The organism is Borborobacter xinjiangensis, from assembly GCF_047739745.1.
Lineage (GTDB): Bacteria > Pseudomonadota > Alphaproteobacteria > Rhizobiales > Rhizobiaceae > Pseudaminobacter.
In genome coordinates this window covers 26326-44424 of the sequence record NZ_JBLLVA010000012.1, presented here as the reverse complement: position 1 = coordinate 44424, position 18099 = coordinate 26326, and the positions used below count along the sequence as shown (strand labels likewise).

Annotated in this window: 14 protein-coding genes; 6 read left to right on the top strand and 8 right to left on the bottom strand. The window is 58.9% G+C overall.

Annotated features, from left to right (window positions below; translation table 11 throughout):
* Window positions 1-30: 30 nt before the first annotated feature.
* Window positions 31-579 (bottom strand): cysteine hydrolase family protein, encoded by a 549-nt coding sequence (locus ACLKMW_RS14250; protein WP_415725121.1) that lies wholly within the window; start codon window positions 577-579, stop codon window positions 31-33.
* Between the two features lie 97 nt (window positions 580-676).
* Between ACLKMW_RS14250 and ACLKMW_RS14245 the strand changes: the two genes are divergently transcribed.
* From ACLKMW_RS14245 to ACLKMW_RS14230, 4 genes are all read left to right on the top strand, one after another.
* The gene (locus ACLKMW_RS14245; protein WP_415725120.1) at window positions 677-1654 is read left to right on the top strand and encodes a GlxA family transcriptional regulator; all 978 of its coding nucleotides are present in this window, start codon (window positions 677-679) and stop codon (window positions 1652-1654) included.
* Window positions 1655-2759: 1105 nt separating this feature from the next.
* The gene (locus tag ACLKMW_RS14240) at window positions 2760-3221 is read left to right on the top strand and encodes a DUF421 domain-containing protein (protein ID WP_415725119.1); all 462 of its coding nucleotides are present in this window, start codon (window positions 2760-2762) and stop codon (window positions 3219-3221) included.
* 251 nt (window positions 3222-3472) lie between these two features.
* Window positions 3473-3976 (top strand): YciE/YciF ferroxidase family protein, encoded by a 504-nt coding sequence (locus ACLKMW_RS14235; RefSeq protein WP_415725118.1) that lies wholly within the window; start codon window positions 3473-3475, stop codon window positions 3974-3976.
* A 20-nt stretch (window positions 3977-3996) separates the two neighbouring features.
* Complete coding sequence (locus ACLKMW_RS14230) at window positions 3997-4368, top strand: low affinity iron permease family protein (RefSeq protein WP_415725117.1); 372 nt, start codon at window positions 3997-3999, stop codon at window positions 4366-4368.
* A gap of 90 nt (window positions 4369-4458) precedes the next feature.
* On the opposite strand, the gene ACLKMW_RS14225 is transcribed toward ACLKMW_RS14230, so the two are convergent.
* From ACLKMW_RS14225 to ACLKMW_RS14215, 3 genes are read right to left on the bottom strand one after another with little or no spacing between them, the layout of a single operon-like run.
* Window positions 4459-5598 (bottom strand): adenylate/guanylate cyclase domain-containing protein, encoded by a 1140-nt coding sequence (locus ACLKMW_RS14225; protein ID WP_415725116.1) that lies wholly within the window; start codon window positions 5596-5598, stop codon window positions 4459-4461.
* 10 nt (window positions 5599-5608) lie between these two features.
* The gene (locus ACLKMW_RS14220) at window positions 5609-5974 is read right to left on the bottom strand and encodes a response regulator (RefSeq protein ID WP_415725115.1); all 366 of its coding nucleotides are present in this window, start codon (window positions 5972-5974) and stop codon (window positions 5609-5611) included.
* Complete coding sequence (locus ACLKMW_RS14215) at window positions 5971-8403, bottom strand: ATP-binding protein (RefSeq protein ID WP_415725114.1); 2433 nt, start codon at window positions 8401-8403, stop codon at window positions 5971-5973. Before ACLKMW_RS14215 ends, ACLKMW_RS14220 begins: the two co-directional genes overlap by 4 nt.
* Before the next feature lie 447 nt (window positions 8404-8850).
* On the opposite strand from ACLKMW_RS14215, the gene ACLKMW_RS14210 reads away from it, so the two are divergent.
* The gene (locus tag ACLKMW_RS14210; protein ID WP_415725113.1) at window positions 8851-10002 is read left to right on the top strand and encodes an ABC transporter substrate-binding protein; all 1152 of its coding nucleotides are present in this window, start codon (window positions 8851-8853) and stop codon (window positions 10000-10002) included.
* Window positions 10003-10203: 201 nt separating this feature from the next.
* Here ACLKMW_RS14210 and ACLKMW_RS14205 read toward each other — a convergent pair whose 3' ends face one another.
* The 3 genes from ACLKMW_RS14205 to ACLKMW_RS14195 all read right to left on the bottom strand — a co-directional run bounded on the left by ACLKMW_RS14205 (window position 10204) and on the right by ACLKMW_RS14195 (window position 14161).
* Window positions 10204-12450: an ATP-binding protein gene (locus ACLKMW_RS14205; protein WP_415725112.1), complete on the bottom strand. Its 2247-nt coding sequence runs from the start codon at window positions 12448-12450 to the stop codon at window positions 10204-10206.
* Window positions 12336-13502, bottom strand: a complete 1167-nt coding sequence (locus tag ACLKMW_RS14200; RefSeq protein WP_415725111.1) for an adenylate/guanylate cyclase domain-containing protein — start codon at window positions 13500-13502, stop codon at window positions 12336-12338. Before ACLKMW_RS14200 ends, ACLKMW_RS14205 begins: the two co-directional genes overlap by 115 nt.
* 374 nt (window positions 13503-13876) lie before the next feature.
* Window positions 13877-14161, bottom strand: coding sequence for a GrpB family protein (locus ACLKMW_RS14195; RefSeq protein WP_415725224.1), 285 nt, complete (start codon window positions 14159-14161; stop codon window positions 13877-13879).
* Window positions 14162-14465: 304 nt separating this feature from the next.
* Here ACLKMW_RS14195 and ACLKMW_RS14190 point away from each other — a divergent pair, with 304 nt between their 5' ends.
* A complete protein-coding gene (locus ACLKMW_RS14190; protein WP_415725110.1) occupies window positions 14466-17021 on the top strand; it encodes a putative bifunctional diguanylate cyclase/phosphodiesterase in 2556 nt (851 codons plus the stop codon).
* On the opposite strand, the gene ACLKMW_RS14185 is transcribed toward ACLKMW_RS14190, so the two are convergent.
* Window positions 17022-18002 carry a DUF5996 family protein gene (locus ACLKMW_RS14185; protein ID WP_415725109.1) on the bottom strand — a complete coding sequence of 327 codons (981 nt, stop codon included), beginning with the start codon at window positions 18000-18002 and terminating at the stop codon, window positions 17022-17024. It lies immediately after the preceding gene.
* Window positions 18003-18099 lie beyond the last annotated feature (97 nt).

Genomic DNA, 18099 nt, shown 5'->3' with positions numbered 1-18099 from the left:
AGCCTAAGTCCAGACGAGTTCAGCTGATCATCAGCGAGACAGGTACTCGTCCGTTGCGACTACGTCGGCATAAGCAAACGCGAGCGCCGACATGTTTGCGGCATGCACTTCCGCAGCCGGGACCGTTACGCCGTTGAATTCGACCTCGCGAGTGGCGCAGGCGTCGTGGACGACGACGGTCTTGTAGCCGAAGTCCGAAGCGGCTCGACCTGTCGCGGCGATGCACATATGGCTCATCGCGCCGATGACCACGACCTCCTCGATGCCCTTCTGGTCGAGAACCTGTTTCAGACCGGTCTCTCGGAAGGAATTCGGATAGTTCTTCAGGATCACGTCCTCGTCGCCTTTCGGCTGGACGACGGGATTGATCTGCGCTCCATCGGTACCAGGAGCGAAGAACGGCGCTTCCGGACTGGCAAATTCATGGCGGACGTGGATGACGGTGTCACCCACGGCTCGCGCGTTCTCGATCACCTTGGCTGCATTCGCAGCCGCCTCGTCGATTCCCACCAGGGGCCACTTTCCGGAGGGCCAATAATCGTTCTGGAGGTCGACGACGACAATCGCTCGCTTCTTCATAAGCATTCCTTTTCTTGGAGGTGGACTGCTCTGGATATGGGCGAGCGGGGACCCGATATGAATTGGCGCTACCGACATAATGCGAGGCGATATCGACATGGCAGCTGATGACGTGCCAGAGATCGGCATAGTGATCTATCCTGGTGCACAGATAGCGGCAGTGCTTGGCCTCACCGACCTGTTTGCGGTTGCCGAAGATCTTGCAGGACAGAAGCAAAAGGCTGGCGATGCGCGGCTGCTGCGCGTCAGCCACTGGCAAAAGTCCTGCGAGGCGGAGTCCCCCGTTCGAGTGTTCGACACCCATCCCGGCAGCATGGGATCGCCGAGCGTTCTCATCCTTCCGCCGGCCTTGGGCGAACCGGTTTCGGGAGAGACGGCCGCGCTCTATTCGGATTGGCTCAGGGAGAAGCATAGCGAAGGGATTACGCTTGCCTCGGTTTGCGCGGGCGCACTGGTGCTCGCCCAGTCCGGCGTGCTGGCGGGCCGCACGGTGACGACGCACTGGGCCTATGGCGAGATACTCCGAGCCCGGTTCCCGGACCTGGGGCATGTGGAAACCGACCGCCTGATCATCGATGACGGCGATGTCATAACCGCCGGCGGCGTCATGGCTTGGACGGACCTGGGGCTGAAGCTGGTGGACAGGTTCCTGGGCCCGACGATCATGGTCGAGACGGCTCGGCACTTGCTGGTCGATCCGCCTGGGCGCGAGCAGCGCTACTACAGCACCTTCTCGCCGCGGTTTACGCATGGCGATGCCGCCGTCCTGAAGGTGCAGCACTGGCTGCAGGCCACCGAGGCGAAAGACATTGGCCTGCCGACGCTCGCCGCCCAGGCGGGACTGGAGGAGCGGACCTTCCTGAGGAGATTCCAGAAGGCCACCGGCCTGACCTCCACGGAGTATTATCAACGGCTCCGCGTCGGCAAGGCTCAGGAACTGTTGCAGTTCAGCACGCTCGCTGTCGACCGGGTTGCCTGGGAGGTGGGGTACGCCGATCCCAGCGCCTTCCGGAAGGTGTTCATGCGGATCGTTGGTCTCACGCCGACCGAGTTCCGGCGGCGTTTTCGGGCGTAGCAGCCGGGAACGCCTGCGGTCCTGGAAACGCCAGACCGCTAAAGGCGAAGGGCTGAGCTAACTCGCACATTCCAATCGTTCCAGGTCAAGGTGAACGAAGGCCGCCGCGCGTTCCAGAAAGTCCTTTCGCAGGTGGCGGTCCTGTACTCGTCCACTGCAGGACAGGCACGCGCTCCGCCGACCTCGGCATCGGCGAGTTTAGTGAGGGCGAGTTGGTCCCGCTAGGCCAATCTGTCGGCCTTGATCTCTTTGTGCAGTCAAGTGGCTGGACGCCAGAACTCCATCTTCTCAGGAGCGAACCATCCCCAAGCCACCCGTGAACGGTCTATTCGATCGCACCTTCTCGCTACAGTATGTCGTTGCGGACTGAAGAGCCGGAAATTGTCATCAGGCAGAGAAAGGTTCAGCAGCGTAGAAGCCCGACAGATCGACAGACCGATATTTCTGAAGGCTGATGCGTGATATAAACGCGTTGGAGCAACTACGTCACCGGTGTTGGAGCGATGCTGCAGGCGAGTCGCCGGAAGCATCCGGGTTCGTGTTCCTCAATCGAGGAGACAGCAAGAAAGCCGCGACGAGCAGAACAGCCAGCACCACGATTGCGATTGCGGGTCGCGACATTTTGGCCCTCCGCTACTGCCGCATCAGAAACGCATCCCATGGCGCGGAACCGCTTGCCTTTCGATCAAACTTTACAGTGAAATCCTCCCTAACAGCCGTTCGGACGGCATACTCCTCTATCTGGTCGTCTGTCAGTGTGCACGTCGGCACACTCTTTCGGACTTCGCCTACAAGCTTCGAGGTTGAGATAGCCCTCCCATCTACGTGCTTGCACAAAAAGAAGAGTACTGCCCGCTTCACTGCAGATGGCACATTGAAGGGGCAAGCCTTGGCAACTGATTCATAAGGGGATCGATACGGCTTGTTCAGCATGGGGTAGTCTCATTGCAATCGTCTCCAACCTTTGACCAGCAAAGAAGTTCGGCTCGGCGCGAAATAATTTTCGAGGTCTGCTCGCCGCTTCATTCGGATGGAACGCTAGGTGATCTACCGCTTTTTAAGACAGGGCGCCAATGGCCGGAGCAGGTTAGGAGGCTGATCAGACATGTTCGAACTTGAGACCTCGTTGTGGGAACTTATCGCGAGAGGCGCGCTTCTGTTTTTGGGTTTCATGTTCCTTTTCCGCGTGCTGCCGCGGAGGACCGGAGGCGAGATGGCCCCTATGGACCTGGTTTTCCTTCTTCTCATTACGGAAGCCGCGTCTCATTCGCTCGGAGATTATTCTTCCCTCACAGACGGAGCGGTTCAAATAGGCGTCTTCGTAGGCCTCAACTATCTGACGAACAAACTGTCCTATTTCTTTCCCGCTTTCCAGCGCCTGGTCGAGCAGCCGCCACTTCCCATCATCAAGGACGGTCGGGTAATCACTGCCAACTTGAAGAAAGAAGCGCTCACGCTGGATGAGTTGTTGGGTCATCTTCGCCTGGAGGGCGTGGATGACATTACTGACGTCAAATCCGCCCACGTAGAAAGCGATGGTCGGCTAAGCGTGGTTAAGGTCAGCTAGAGCGAGGAGCGACGAGTGTGAGACGTTGGCTGGACGCATAGTCAACACTCGCCGCCGAGCTGATGATGGTTGACATCATGAAATGGCAGTTTGCCCGAAGGCCCGTGGCGTGCGCCGAGGCGACAGGCCTTCTTTCGTGGGGTGAGGCAGTTTTTGTCTATCGCTACCATACGGAACCTAGTTGCCGGTCATTCATTCCACTCATTCGGGGGCCAACCTCACAACCAACCTCTCACAACAAGGACGGGACCATGGCAAAAGAAAAGACGCTGCAAGATATGTTCCATGATAGCCTGAAAGACATTTACTACGCCGAGCGAAAAATTCTGAAAGCATTGCCCAAAATGGCTAAAGGCGCCCAGGCTGCCGATCTGAAGGCGGCTTTCGAGAAGCATCGCGACGAGACCGAGCAGCAGGTCGAGCGGCTGCAGGACGTATTCGAAATTCTTGGCAAGCGCGCCCAGGGCAAGAATTGCCCGGCCATCGACGGAATCATCGAGGAAGGCGAGGAAATCCTCGATGAATATAAGGGAACGCCGGCGCTCGATGCAGGTCTCTTGGCTGCCGCGCAGGCCGTCGAGCACTACGAAATCACGCGTTACGGCACACTCAAGCGCTGGGCGGAGTTGCTCGGGATGAAGGATGCAGTAAAACTGCTTGACGCAACTTTAACCGAAGAATCCAAAACGGACGAGGCATTGACCGGACTTGCGGACAGTTTGGTGAATGAAAAGGCGCTAGGCAAGGCGGCCTGATTGCATCTCCGGTCACGCCAATGACAGTTCAGAAGGTCTTCACCGCCGCTGCTAACGTTATTGCTCGAGGCGCAGGCAACCCAGCCACGTTTACAGCCTGCGTCTCGATTGTTGTCGTTTGGGCGGCTACTGGCCCATTCTTCCACTTTTCCGACACTTGGCAGCTGATCATCAACACAGGAACGACTATTATCACCTTCCTGATGGTGTTCCTGATTCAAAATACCCAGAATCGAGATGGTACGGCTGTCCAGGCCAAACTGGACGAGCTCATACGCGTTAGCAGCGGTCGTAACCGTTTCATCGGAATCGAGCATTTGACCGTAGAAGAAGTCGAAGGATTTCGGGCTCTGTGCGAAAAAGCATGTGAACATCAGAAGGAGTCCGCTTAGGTTCCGTCCTCTTGCCGGCCGCTCTTTTGTCATCGCCGCCCGAACCTGTCGGTCCGGATCGGGGAAAAACTCGCGGCTGTCGCCAGTATGTCAGCCAAGCCACCGGATAATCTCGTATGCCAACATCGGGCGGTGAAAGCCTTTCAACATCAATTCGCCGACAGGAGCCGACTCAACCAATGATTCCACAATGCCGAGGACCCGTTGGCTGACAAGGATCTGCCCCGATTTGGCCTCGTGGCACAATCGCGCCGCATGGTTCGGAACAGTGCCGATGACAGCATAATCGGAGCGCTGATCGAATCCGATCTGTCCGATGGTTGCGTGGCCCCGGGCGATGCCGATGCCAAATCCAAGCAAGTGATCTCGCTTGCGCCACCGCTCTGAATGCTCGTCAATTGCGTCACGCATTGCCGCAGCCATTAAGACGGCCCGCTCGGTGTGCTCGGCGCAAGGCAGCGGATCGTTGAAAACGACCAATAGGCCGTCGCCAACGAACCGTTCCAAAGTCCCCCCGTGTCGGGTGATTTGTTTGCCCAGACAAGAGTGATACTCGCCAAGAACTGTCATCACCTCTTCAGGTTCGGACGTCTCGGCGAAGGCAGTAAAACCACGCAAATCGCAAAAGACGACGGTCACCTCGCGACGATGGCTTTCGAGAAGCCGGTCTCCGTTGCCCGCTGCCATGATGAGATCGGCGACTTCTGCGGGCAGAAACCGTCGCAGTCGGCTCATCCGCTCGATCTCCGTCACCTGCTCCGCCACGGTTTGTTCGAGGGATCGGTTCCACGCCGCCAACTGCTCCGCCTGATCCACGAGGCTGCGCGCCTGGCTCTCGATGGTATCGTGAAGCGCCTTCTGGCGTAGCATCGACCGCACTCGCGCAAGCAGCGCCCGGTGCTCGAACGGTTTGGTCAAATAGTCGTCGCCGCCGGCGTCCAATCCCTCGACGACATCTCGCGTATCAGCTTTAGCAGTTACAAGGATGACCGGAATCGACCGCAACGACACGTCCTGTTTGAGTTCGCGCACAACGCTAATGCCGTCAAGCCTCGGCATCATAACGTCCAGCAGGATCAGATCAGGTTTTAGGACGCGCGCTTCCGCGAGACCCTGTTCGCCGTCTCCGGCGGTCACCACTTCGTAACCGTTCGCCTCCAGGCGCATGCGCACGATTTCGAGATTTTCAGGCGTATCATCGACAGCGAGAATGCGAGGCGGATCGTGCAAGTGGAGCCTCCTAAGACAGAAATTCATTGATCATTGCCAGCAATCGGCGCGGACTGAATGGCTTGGCAACGTAACCATCGCACCCAGCAGCAATGGCCTTGGCCTCGTCGCCCGACAACGCGTAAGAGGTGACGGCGATTATCGGAATATGCCGGATCGCCGGATCCGCCTTTATGCGGCGAGCAGCTTCATACCCGTCCAACACAGGAAGCTGAATGTCCATGAGGATAAGGTCCGGCATCTGGGCCGCCGCAGCAGCTACGCCTGCAGCACCGTCTACCGCCTCGATCAGTTCGAAGTCGGTTGTGGCGATGAGGTCGCGCACGATTTGACGGTTGTCCTCCGTGTCCTCCACTATCAAGATTCGTTTGCTCATGCCGCCTTCACGCGCTCCTCTGCGTTGATCGGTATCGTCATACGGAAGGTCGAGCCGGCACCGGGCACCGAATCCACGCATATTGTTCCACCGTGCATTTCGACGAAGCGCTTCGAGATCGCGAGGCCAAGACCCGTGCCACCCTTCTGCCGGGTGCTGCTGCTGTCGACCTGCTGGAATTCCTCGAAGATGAGCGCCTGGTCTTCGGGTGCGATTCCGGGACCCGTATCCCGTACGGTTATCTCGAAATGTCCGTTGACAACATCGGCAAGAATGTCGACCCCGCCTCTCTCGGTGAATTTGACGGCATTGCCCGCCAAATTGAGAAGGACCTGTGTCAGACGGCGTTCGTCACCACGGCCCAGCGGGAGATGTCCAGGGACGGTCGCAGCGAGCGCAAGCCCCTTTGAACGCGCCAGCGGCTCCACCGCCGTAACCGCCGATCGAACGATCTGCCCCACTGAATAGTCTTCGAGGGTGAGCGTAAGCTGGCCTGCTTCGATCTTTGAAAGATCGAGCACATCGTTGATGAGGCCCAGAAGGTGACGGCCGTTTTCCTGCACGCGCGACACGGTCGCTTTGGCCCTTTCCGGCAGCTCGCCGTAAATCCCGTCAACCAGCAGTTCAGTGAAGCCCAAAACAGAATTGAGCGGCGTCCTAAGTTCGTGGCTCATATTGGCGAGGAACTTGCTTTTAGCCTGTGTTGCGGCCATGGCTTCATCACGTGCGATCTCAAGCTCCGCTTCGTGGCGTTTGAGTTCGGTTATGTCGGTGTAGACGGCAACCGTGTCGCCTCCGGCAATCCGCCGCTCATTCACTTGAATCCAACGACGATGACTGCGGTATTGGATGAGCGTTCCGGTTGGATTGCGATGCGCTTCCAGCCGCTCTGCAATCCACTCCCCCTCGCGACCGATTGCATCTTGGATAAGACCACTTTCTGCAGCTGCACGGATAATCGCCTCAAAACGGGCTCCGGATACCACGGCATTGTCCATGCCCGGATAGAGGATTTCACGATAGCGGCTGTTACAGAGGACGAGCCGGTCTTCCGCGTCGTAAAGCGCGAAACCCTCCGAAATGCTCTCTATTGCGTCAATGAGGCGTTGACGGGCCTCGGCCACCTCACGCAGGTTCTTTTCCTCGACCTCTACGGCCGTGTCGCGGAAAACGATAAGCGCATGACTCATGCGGCCGATCTCGTCGGCCCCATCCGCCGGGAGTGCGGCCTTGAGGTTCCCACCGGCGATCGCCTGCATGCTGTCGCTAAGTGCGGTCAAGCGCGCGATCACGTTGCGTCCGACGTAGAGCCAGACGATGAGGATCGAACCGACAAGGCTCAAAGCGACCGCCGCAATAAGGACATTGGTGCTGAATTGTCGTGCCACGGAGGCTTCGCGGCTAGCTTTGGCAATGTCCTCTTTTGCGCGCGAAACCAGCAGGTCCACGCCCGCAGTGAGATTGCCGGACAGCAGCACGTTGTCCTTCAGCAACCGCTCGCCTCTGGCTACTATTTCGAACTCGCGATCACGCAATCCTGGGGTCGTTGCGACGATGTCGCGGAATTCATCGAGCCGGGAAACTAGGTGCGGACGCAAACTCGGATCCAGGCTGGCCGCGGTGCCGACCCATAGGTCATGAGTAACCAACCGTTCGAAGATGGCCAGCATGTCGTTCAGCGGATAGTACAGCACCAACAAGTCTTTGCGTTTTTCGGCAGAGGCGGCCTTGAGCAAAAGGTCGTTGATTGCGGACGCCGCAGCCTGCGCCTGCTGCAGCCCGATAAAGGCTTGTATTGTCTGGGATAGATCGCTTGCAGTCGCGGTGCGCTCGTCAGCTGCGACGTTAGGGTCATCCAGCGGTTGCCGTAACTGAAGGATTTTTGTGCGCGTCATTGCAATCTGCGGAAGCAGCAGACGTTGCGTCGTGGCGTTCGTCTTGGACAGCCGGGAAAGCAACTCCTTCTTCTGTTCAGCAATCGACAGGCGCCGGCCGACGAGAGTGTCGAGTGAAGCGAGATTGGCGTGCAGCCGTTCCACGGCGGGCTCGATGCCCGAGCGAGAGAAGCTCTCACTTTCACTTGTCTTTATGTCGACCAGCCACAGCTTTAGGCGCTCGATGTCGGCGGCCACCGTGCCCCAGAGTTGCTTGCGCTCCTCGGGAGAGCTGGCAGTCAGCAAGGGCGGCGCTGCTGCTACGATCCGTTCGGCTTGGCGCGAGAGTTCCAGAGACCCAAAAGCCGAGGGAATTCGTCGCTGTGTGATACGGTCGAGACCCTTCCCGATCTCCAGGAACGAGTACATCGCCACAGCGGCGCCGAGCGCGAAGACAGCGCTGATTCCAAAAAACGCCAAAAGCAGGCGTCCACGAAGTCCCAGCTGGACTGACATCCAGATCGCCTTTCGCGAACGGAAGCGCACATGTGGCATGCCCGTTGACGTTACAGCGGGATGCTCAAGGGCTCCAACGCGCTACTTCCCGCAATCTGCAATTCGACATATCTCGGCGTTGTGGGATTCCGCTGGTCTCCCCCGAGCTTCGCTGCTCTCCGGAGACGATCGGCGAGCATGAACGTCGACCTAAGCAGGTTCACTCCCGGGCCGCGCCGTGGTCAAACCGCAATCAGCTTTCCCGCACCCTGATTGATTTGACTGGTCCGGAGAAGAGCCTTGGTGTAGATTTTTACACCGGACTGACGCGGATGAATAGTCGGTCGGCCATAGCGGCGAGAGGATCAAACGGACGTCGGTTGTTCAACGATCGACACGCCGCGCCAAGCGGGAGCTGCGACGGCGCGCCGAGATCCAAGGTGACAACTAGCCTCGAGGCAAATCATCCACTGGCCATGGCCATCGGCAAGAGGATGGTAGGGCGATATGCAGCAGAATCTGACGAGGCGTGCTGTCCTGACATTTGCGGTGTGGCTTGTCTTAGCCATTGGCGGTGTCTCAGCGGAAGAGCCAATCAGGATCGGAGCGATCTACAGCCTGACGGGGTCTTACCGTGCCCTTGAGGAACCAGCGCTCAAGGGGGCTCGGCTTGCCGTCAAGAAAATCAATCAGGGAGGCGGCATAAATGGCAGGCCGCTCGAACTCATCCACTACGATGGGAAGAGCACGCTGGCGGACATCGCCAATGCCGCCTTGCAGCTTGTCCATGAACACAAAGTCACAGCCATTATCGGAGTCACCGATTCCGAGTATTATCTGGCCAGCGCGCCGATCGCCCAGGACGCAGGAATCCCATATCTGGATACAGGCGGTACGGTGCCGAATTTGCCCGAGCAGGTGGGCGAGTTCGGTCACATGATGCCGTTTGGCGACGACTACCAGGCCTTCGTCGCTGCCGATTTTGCAGTAAATGATCTTGGTGCCAAGTCTGCCTTCCTGCTGCGCGACGCTGACTTCGCCTACACTCGTGCTATCGCTCAGTTCTTCAGGCAGCGGTTCGAAGAAAAGGGTGGCAAAGTTCTCGGCGAAAGTAGCTTTCACACGGGCGAGTCGGACTATTCCGTCCATATCAGCCGCATCCGCAGCATCGAGCCGCCGCCAGACGTGATCTACGCAGCTATGAACCCCGGTGATGATGCCACCTTTGTGCGACAGGCGCGCGAGGCTGGTATCACGCAGCCGATCATCGGGGGCGACGCTTTTGACAATCCTGGCCTGCTCAAGAACGCCGGCGTGAAGAACGCTCAGAACCTGTACTTCACCACGCATATGGCAATGATTAAGTCCGGCAAGCCGGGTGAGTTTATTAAAAGCTACGCGATGGAATATGGAGCCCCACCCGAGAATGCTTTCGCCGGCCTCGGTTATGATTCTGTGTATCTCATGGCAGAAGCGATGAACGAAGCGAGTGAACTTAGCCCGAGGGCAATCAACGAAGCCATATTCACAATCACCGAATTCGATGGAGTGACCGGAAAGGCAGACTTCTCGGACCGGACGCGCGCACCCGACAAGGAAGTAGCGATCATTGCAGTGCGGGACGGCAAGTTCGAACTGGTCGGTAACCGCAAGCCGTGAAAGCACCACCAGGTCTGTAGGCACCCGTTGTCGGTGCGGCTCCTGATGCGGGGTGCACACCAGAAACTAATCTGCATGCCGCAGGTGATGTTCAGTACAGCGTTCGAAGCGGGGCCAGCCTTGAATAACAGATTGTTGAATGACGTGCAGTAGGGGGCATCGCTCTGACGTTGCATGTTATCCACCGTTGACCAAGCCTGCTTAAAGTTGCTGCTGCAGTTTCTTGCTAATGCTCTGAGCAATCTTGAGGTCCGGCAGAGAAAAGCCCTCTGTAAGGCTTGAGTAGATTCCGGCGACACGCGCCACTGCTAAAGGCTCGGCCTTGTTTGCTCTTGCCAGACCGATCGCGGCGCGAAGCTCCCAAAGCCGGGCGCCCTGCGCTTGGGCCGTGGCCAGCGAATCCGAGAACCGTTCTCTCGCCAACGGCAATCTTGCCGGTCCAAGCTTCAGCAACGCCTCCCCCTGAAAGCGCAGCACCTCCGCCGCAAACCACCGCTCGCCTGTCCCCTCAATGGCCTGGTAAGCCTCTTCAAGCAGACGAACGGCTTTGTCCGCCTGGCCCGCCTTGAGCTCAATTTGGGCGTGGAGAGCGCCAAAATAGGGCAACATGTATCTGGCCCCGGTGCTTCTCCACTCCTCAAGCGCTCGCTGCAAGGCCTTGCGCCCGCCTTCGACATCGCCCCCTTCGGCAGCGGCCCAAGCCTGGAGGATGGCAGCGCCTGCAAGCCAAAAGCGAAAGCCGGCTTCGACCGCGATCTGAGAAAGCTCGGATGCTCGCGCCTGCACGCCCTCGCGATCGCCGAGGATTTGGTGAACCACGCCTCCGAAGAACAATGGCAGCGCGAGGCTATTGCGGTGGCCGATCCTTCTGGCTTCCGCGACCGCTTCATCGTTGGCCGCGAGTGCCTGCTCAGGGAAACCGAGCGGCAACATCGTTCGCGCGAGATAGTCCAGGCACACCACATGAGGGTCGAAGGCATAAACGAAAGCTGGCGAACGGTGCTCATTGGCATCATATAGAGCCAAGGCTTCCTTCAAGTGCGCCCGCGCACGGGAGAACTCGCCCGCCGGCAGCGCGCTTACGCCGGCGGCTCGGTGCGCAAAAAACGACAGCTTGCGGTCGTTGCTGGTTCGGGCCAACTCCAGTAGTTGGTCTGCTGCTCGACGAGCCTCCGGAAGCTCGGCGGCATAAAGGTGATAGAGGCATAGCCCGTATAGGACGGGGAACCGCTCGCGCACTTCGCCCAATTCCACGCATAGCACCTCAGCACGGCTGTACGCCGCACCCGTCTCCGACGCCGCGAAACCGTGTGCTGCGACTTGCGCACTGCCCACGGCGACCTGGATTGACAGTTCGCGCCGTGAACGCTCGTTGGATGGCGAAAGGGCTTCAAGACCCATCAGTGCGCGCTGAAAACGCAACAGCGCTTCCGACAGTGAAGAACGCGCGAGCGCCGCTCGTCCTGCCAACTCGTAATATTCGACCGCCTTTTCCCGAAGATCTGCGCGTTCGAAGTGCTGCGCGATCACTTCGGGTTCCGCCGCCACGGTTTCCGGAAACCGTTCCTCCAGAGTTTGCGCTATAACCGCATGCAGTTGCTGTCTGCGACTTAACAAAAGGCTCCCGTAAGCAGCATCTTGAACGAGCGCGTGCTTGAATGCATAGCTCGTCTGTCCGGCTCCACCCCTGCGAAACACCAGGCCGGCGGCGACCAACTGGCCTGTTGCCCGTGTTAGTTCGGCGGCCGGCAGCCGAGAAGCTGCGGCAAGCAACTCATGACTGAACTCCCGCCCGATGACAGCGCCGATCTGGGCGACCTCCCTCACCGATGCCAACCGGTCAAGGCGGGCCATCAAGGAGTCGTGTAGCGTTGCTGGGACTGCAAGCGGCGGCAGCGGTCCGGTCAGTTGAAGAGCCTCGCCGCGCTCCGTCAGCAGGCCGGATTCCAGCATCACCTTGGTGAGCTCTTCAACGAATAAGGGTATTCCTTCGGTTTTTGACAAAATTTGCTCGAGCAGGGAGGCTGGAAGCCGCTTTCCTCCCGTCATTCCCGCGATGATGGCGGCGGCTTGCGCACGGCTTAAGCGATTCAATGTCAGCAGCGTTGCATGCGGGCGGCCGTTCCAGCGGACCATGCCTTCCAGCCGCTGCGTTGCGATTAGCATGATTGGCAGCTGCTGCGCCTGATCCACGATCCGGTCGAAGAGTTCGGCGGATGTCGGATCGAGATGATGCGCATCCTCAAGCAGCATGAGAACCGGCCTGTTTCGGGCCAGTGCCTCTAATTGGTCGATCAAAACGTCGAACGTGCGCGCTTTCTGCGTCTGGGGCGTCAAATCAAGGTTGGGGTAGCGGTCACCGGTGGGAATCGACAGCAAAGACGCAATAAGCGGGATCGCCTGTTGCGGGTCACGGGTGACGGCAAGCACCTCCTCCAGAAAGGCCAACTGCCTTTCCGGCGGGTCAGATCGACTGATATCGTAATCGGTTCCTCCTTTAACCGCTCGCGAAGTTCCTGGAGGATTCGCGATTTGCCAATGCCTGCCTCTCCAAAAAGCTCTACAACCTGTCCCTCGCCAGATCTGGCGAGCTCCCAGCGATCAAGTAGGAGCGCGACATCAAGATCGCGCCCGACAAGAGGAGCGGTGCCTCCGGCATGGAGGGCATCAAAACGGCTCTCGACGCGGCCTTCCCCCAGGACTTGATAGGAAATCGTCGGGGTGTTGAAACCATGCAGTTTCTGGGGGCGGATGCGTTTGACTTCGAACAGTCTGCCGATCAAACGATACGTGAGTTCGGAAATCAGCACCGTTCCAGGCTCGGCGAGCGCCTGAAGGCGGGCGGCCAGATTTGGCGTCTCACCCACCACCTCGCTCTCCTGAAGGGGGCCGTTGCCAGTCAGGTCCCCCACCACGACAAGCCCTGTCGCGATCCCAATGCGAACCGAAAGCGGACGACCATCTGGCGTGGTTAATGCCTTGACGGTTTCGATGACCGACAGCCCGGCCCGAACCGCGCGTTCAGCTTCATCTTCATGCGCCTGTGGCCAGCCGAAATAGGCGAGCACCCCATCTCCCATCAACTTGGCGATATAGCCGTTGAAGCGGACGACATCACCAGCAACGGCATTTTGGAACTGTCTTAGCAGCCGGCTCATTTCCTCGGGATCAAGCTGCGTGGCCAAGCCAGTCGAGCCGACGAGGTCGATGAAAATCACGGTCAACTGCCGCCGTTCGGCCGCTCGCGGCCGGGCAAGGGCGCGTGGTGGATCGCGGGCGGATCGATGTGCATCGAAGCACTCATTCTCAACATCGGAGGCCCCGGCAAGTATTGCGGCCGCTTCGAGAATCTTTTTGCGGTGGGCGAGCGCTGCTACCCCAATCTCCTTGAGATCTTCTGCGGTGAGTTTGGGCAGCATCTCAACGTCGATCGCATTCGCTTCGAAGGCCGGCCCGTACTGCCCTAGCCCTAAGTTCTCAAGCCATAACGTGATGATCATCAGGGCCCCCTCTGGGTTCGACCCTTTATCCAATATACAACATCCAGCCGCGAAGAACAGTTTGACGTCGTTTCAAGGGGTTCAACCGCATTTGGTTGGACACCGTCGGCACCACCGCACAGGCATCGTTATCCGGACGGCGTGCAGCATTCTCGCGGAGATCATGCGCCATATTGGCAGCAAGCACGGCACCAAGTGGCAAATGCCACCAATCGCTACTCATCTCATTGCGAGCGAAAGACTATTTCAAGTCACATAAGTATGGTAAGCGGACATAGAACGTCGTTCTGATCAGCCGATCTTATACCACTCAAGCGCATCTGCTCTGCCTGCCTGATCGAGGCCCCCTTGGAGTCGCCGTAAGCATGGGGTCGTCAGGGTGCTGGCTCTGGCAAGCTAACTTCACCCGATCGTATTCGGCCGCAATTTTTTGGGTTTTCACGAAGATAGTGGCGGAACGCCAGATGCCGTGCGGTTTCAGGCGAGCCGTCCGCATAGCAATGGAGCTGGATAATTCCGCGTCCCGCTTCATTGGCTTTCGAGCAATAGCGCCGTCCCGACAAACCCAGTTCTCGCCACCATTCGTAAGCAAGCGCTTCTATCGCGCGCTGGCGAGCTTCGGCGCCGCAAGACTGCTGACGACAGGCATAAGGCCCAATATCGGCTTGGCGGGAATGCCCGGATCGCCGTTGAACCGATGTGATGAACGGTCAGCAGACATGGACCGACCGCTTCGACAAGACATTGTGCTTCGGCGTCGGCGAGATCGGACCAATTCGGATCATGGCCACCTGGAAAGGTTCAAAATGCCGAAATCAGCTAATGCTTAGCACGGAACACGTCGCGCTGCATCTTCGGCATCACAGGTTAGATTTTGTTAGCAACGGCGTTGGTAAGGAGCGGTTTGGCGCGGCGATTTTTCGATACAGGTCGGGCCTGACACTCTTGCGAAAGGCCAGGTTCATGCTCGCTGTTTCGGCGCGACTTCGTGATCATGAAGCTCCCTTCGGATCGGTTGAAACCCTCGAAGTCGAGCTTTTGCTACGCCGATGGCGGTCGGCGCTCAAGGACGGAGAGACGCTGCCGGCCTATGAGGACGTCGCACTCGGTGGTCTCGGCCGCATAAATGAGCAGATCGCTGTTGTCCGACAGGACGGCGATGATGGCTTTGAAGTTATCAGGATCGGCGAAATCTTCCAGAAATGGCTTGGCATCACAGCCAAGCGTCAATGGCTGTGCCAAATCCAGCCCGACTGCGCACTTGCGTTGACCAGCGTCATCGAGCCCGCATTGCGACAGCAAGCGCCGGCGCGGTCGGTCGCGCACAAGGTGCTCGATGGCGCCGTGGTAACGTTCGACGTCATGGCGCTGCCACTGGCAAGCAGGTGGGGACGGCCGATCCTCCTCGTCTGCATCAAGGAACATGTGTCCCGCTACAGCCTCGTCGACACGATCTTTGCCTCGACAGACGAGGGGATGCTGGCGCTTGCAGCGGTTCGCGACGCCAGCGGAGAGCCGATTGATTTTCAAATCATCGCCTTGAACGACGGCGCCACGCGGTTGATGGGCATGCCACGCGAAGCGCTGCAGTGGAAACGGCTCACCGAGACCAATCTGTGGCCTGAGCAATACGGGATCAGAGAGCATTTGTCGGTTGCCCTGGCTACGGGCGCGCGCAAATCCTTCGAGACAACCTATCCGGTCGAAGGTGAGCTGCGCCATTTCAAGGTCGGCGTGGTGCCGATCGGTGATCTGCTTTCAATCACCTTGACCGACATTGGTGACATCAAGGCGAAGGAGGAATCGTTTCGGTTGCTGTTCGAAGGCAATCCGGTGCCGATGTGGCTGTTCGATGCCGATACCTTCCGCTTCCTGCAGGTCAATGACGCAGCGGTGCAGCACTACGGCTACAGCCGCGAACGATTTCTCGACATGTCAGTCTTCGATATTCGGCCGGCCAACGAACGGGACGCAGCTCGCCGTGTGCTCGAGAATGTCGCCGAAGCCTATGAGCCCGGTCGTGCGTGGCACCATTTGAAGGCGGACGGCACCACAATCGATGTGTATCCTTATCTGCGTGTGCTCACCATCGAGGGACGTCGGGCAATCCTTGCTGCAGTCATCGACGTGACCGAGCAACGCAAGGCGGAAGCCCGCATCGTCCATATGGCGCATCATGATGCGCTGACGAACCTTCCAAATCGGGTTCTCTTCCGCGAGCGCCTGGAGGAGGCCTTGGTTCGCGCACAGCGAAACGGCGAGGCCCTTGCAGTTCTGTGCCTCGACCTGGATCATTTCAAGAGCGTGAACGACACGCTAGGGCATCCGGTCGGCGACAAGCTGCTGCAGGCGGTGGCCGGACGTCTCCAGGGCAGCTTGCGCGAAGCCGACTTTGCCGCCCGTCTAGGTGGCGACGAGTTCGCGGTAATTGGATCCTCCATCCCCGGCCCCACCGCCGCCAGCGACATCGCGGTTTGCTTGATTGAGGCCCTCAGCAAGCCCTACGAAATCGACGGGCAGCAAATAGTAATCGGCACCAGCATCGGTGTCGCTGTGGCGCCGGAAAATGGCCTCGAACCGGACATACTGCTGAAGAACGCTGACATGGCGCTTTACCGGGCCAAGTCGGACGGCCGCAATACGTTTCGCTTCTTCGAACATGAGATGGACGCGCGGTTGCAGGCGCGCCGTTTGCTCGAGCTCGATCTGCGCAAGGCGCTCGCCAGCGGCGAGTTCGAGCTGTTCTATCAACCACTGGTGAATGTCCGGTCGAACGCGATCACCGGCTTCGAGGCGCTGCTGCGTTGGCATCACCCTGAGCGGGGCATGGTCTCGCCGGCGGAGTTCATCACGCTGGCGGAAGAGATCGGGCTTATTGTCCAGATCGGTGAGTGGGTGCTGCGTCAGGCCTGCAAGGAGGCAGCGACTTGGCCAGAACATTTGCATGTTGCCGTAAATCTCTCGCCGGCACAGTTCAGAAGCCGCAATCTCCTCTCCGCAGTCGTAAGCGCTCTGGCCTCCTCGGGGTTGGATGCAAGCCGACTTGAACTGGAAATCACCGAATCCGTCCTGTTGCAGGACAATGACGACAACCTTGCCACCCTTCACCAGTTCAGAAGCTTGGGCGTACGGATTTCGATGGACGATTTCGGCACTGGCTACTCGTCACTCGGCTACCTGCATAAATTCCCCTTCGACAAGATTAAGATCGATCAGTCTTTTGTACGCGAGCTCTCAGAAAGAAAGGAAGCGGTGGCAATCATAAGAGCCGTGACCAGTCTTGGCGTCAGTCTTGGTATTTCCACCACCGCAGAAGGCGTGGAGACCCATGACCAACTCGAGCGCCTGCGGGCGGAGGGATGCACAGAGGTTCAGGGCTATCTGTTCAGCAGGCCCAGGCCGGCGGCCGACGTTGCGGCCCTGATAGCCGATTCTCGGGCTGCAGGACACAAGACTTCAACGGGATTTCGAGAGGACCGCGTTGCTCCCATTTCCGCTTCAAAGCCATCCGCTACGTAGCTATACACGCCGCGGTGATCCCGGTTTGCCTTGCTCACATTCCAGTTCGGTTCGCGGCCACTCCCCTGCATCCGCGGCCGCGCGGTAGGTGGACTCCAGAAAGCGCAGCAGCGTCCCTACGGGATCGCTGCTCTGGCGCACAGTCTCATAAGGAAGGAGGAACTCGCCCAACTCGCGGTCGAACCACGCTTCGTCAGGCTCCACCTTCCGTTCCACAAAGCCGTCGGGTACAGGATAGGCATAGGAGTAGAACATCGCGTCCTCCGCGCCTAAGCCTCCTGGCCAGAACCCCGCCGAAGACACTTCGTGGCTGTAGGCCTCCCGCGATACGCTGTCTGGCAGGTTCGGCACCCCGCCCGGATGCAGCGGAGCTTTCCGCCCGGAAAAGCGAGTGACTGCAAGATCGAAGGAACCCCAGAAGAGATGCACAGGCGATACCTTGCCGACAAAGCCGGTGCGGAACTGTTCAAACACCCGCGATACGCTGACCAGCGCCTGGTGGAAGCGGCGAACGGCCTCCGCGTCATAGGGCCTTGCTGCAGCGTCGTCCGCGAACGGCACCGCGTCAGCCACTTCGTTCGGGAAATCATGCATTGTCGGCTGGCCGCCTACCGTCCGGATGGCAGCCTTGGTCGCGGCGAAGAAGTCGGCGACGCTCATGGGTTGAAGCGGAAAGGATTCGCGCGCGCCTCCTTCTGCCTCAACCACCAAAGCGTAGTCGCAGAAGTCTAGGCTGACGGTCACCAACGCGTCACGATCCGGAACAGGCCCTGTGGTGAGGCCGCGCGGCGTGACGTACAGAGTGGCATGCCAGGAATGGTTTAGCCATGGCGTGTGGGCGAGCCGATACTTGCCTATGATCTGGCACCATAGGTGCAGCGCCGTGCAGGTCTCGCGCCACTCCGCGTAACGGATTGAAGGCCACTGGTCGCGCATGGCGTGACGTAGCACGCCCTTGGCCTTTTGGAAACGCTTCACCATTCAACTCCCAGGTTGGCCAACACTGATAGAGGTTCCGAAGGCTGGCAAAGAGCAATGTCCAAACTATGTGAGCCGGATTCGAGCTGATTTTTAGTCC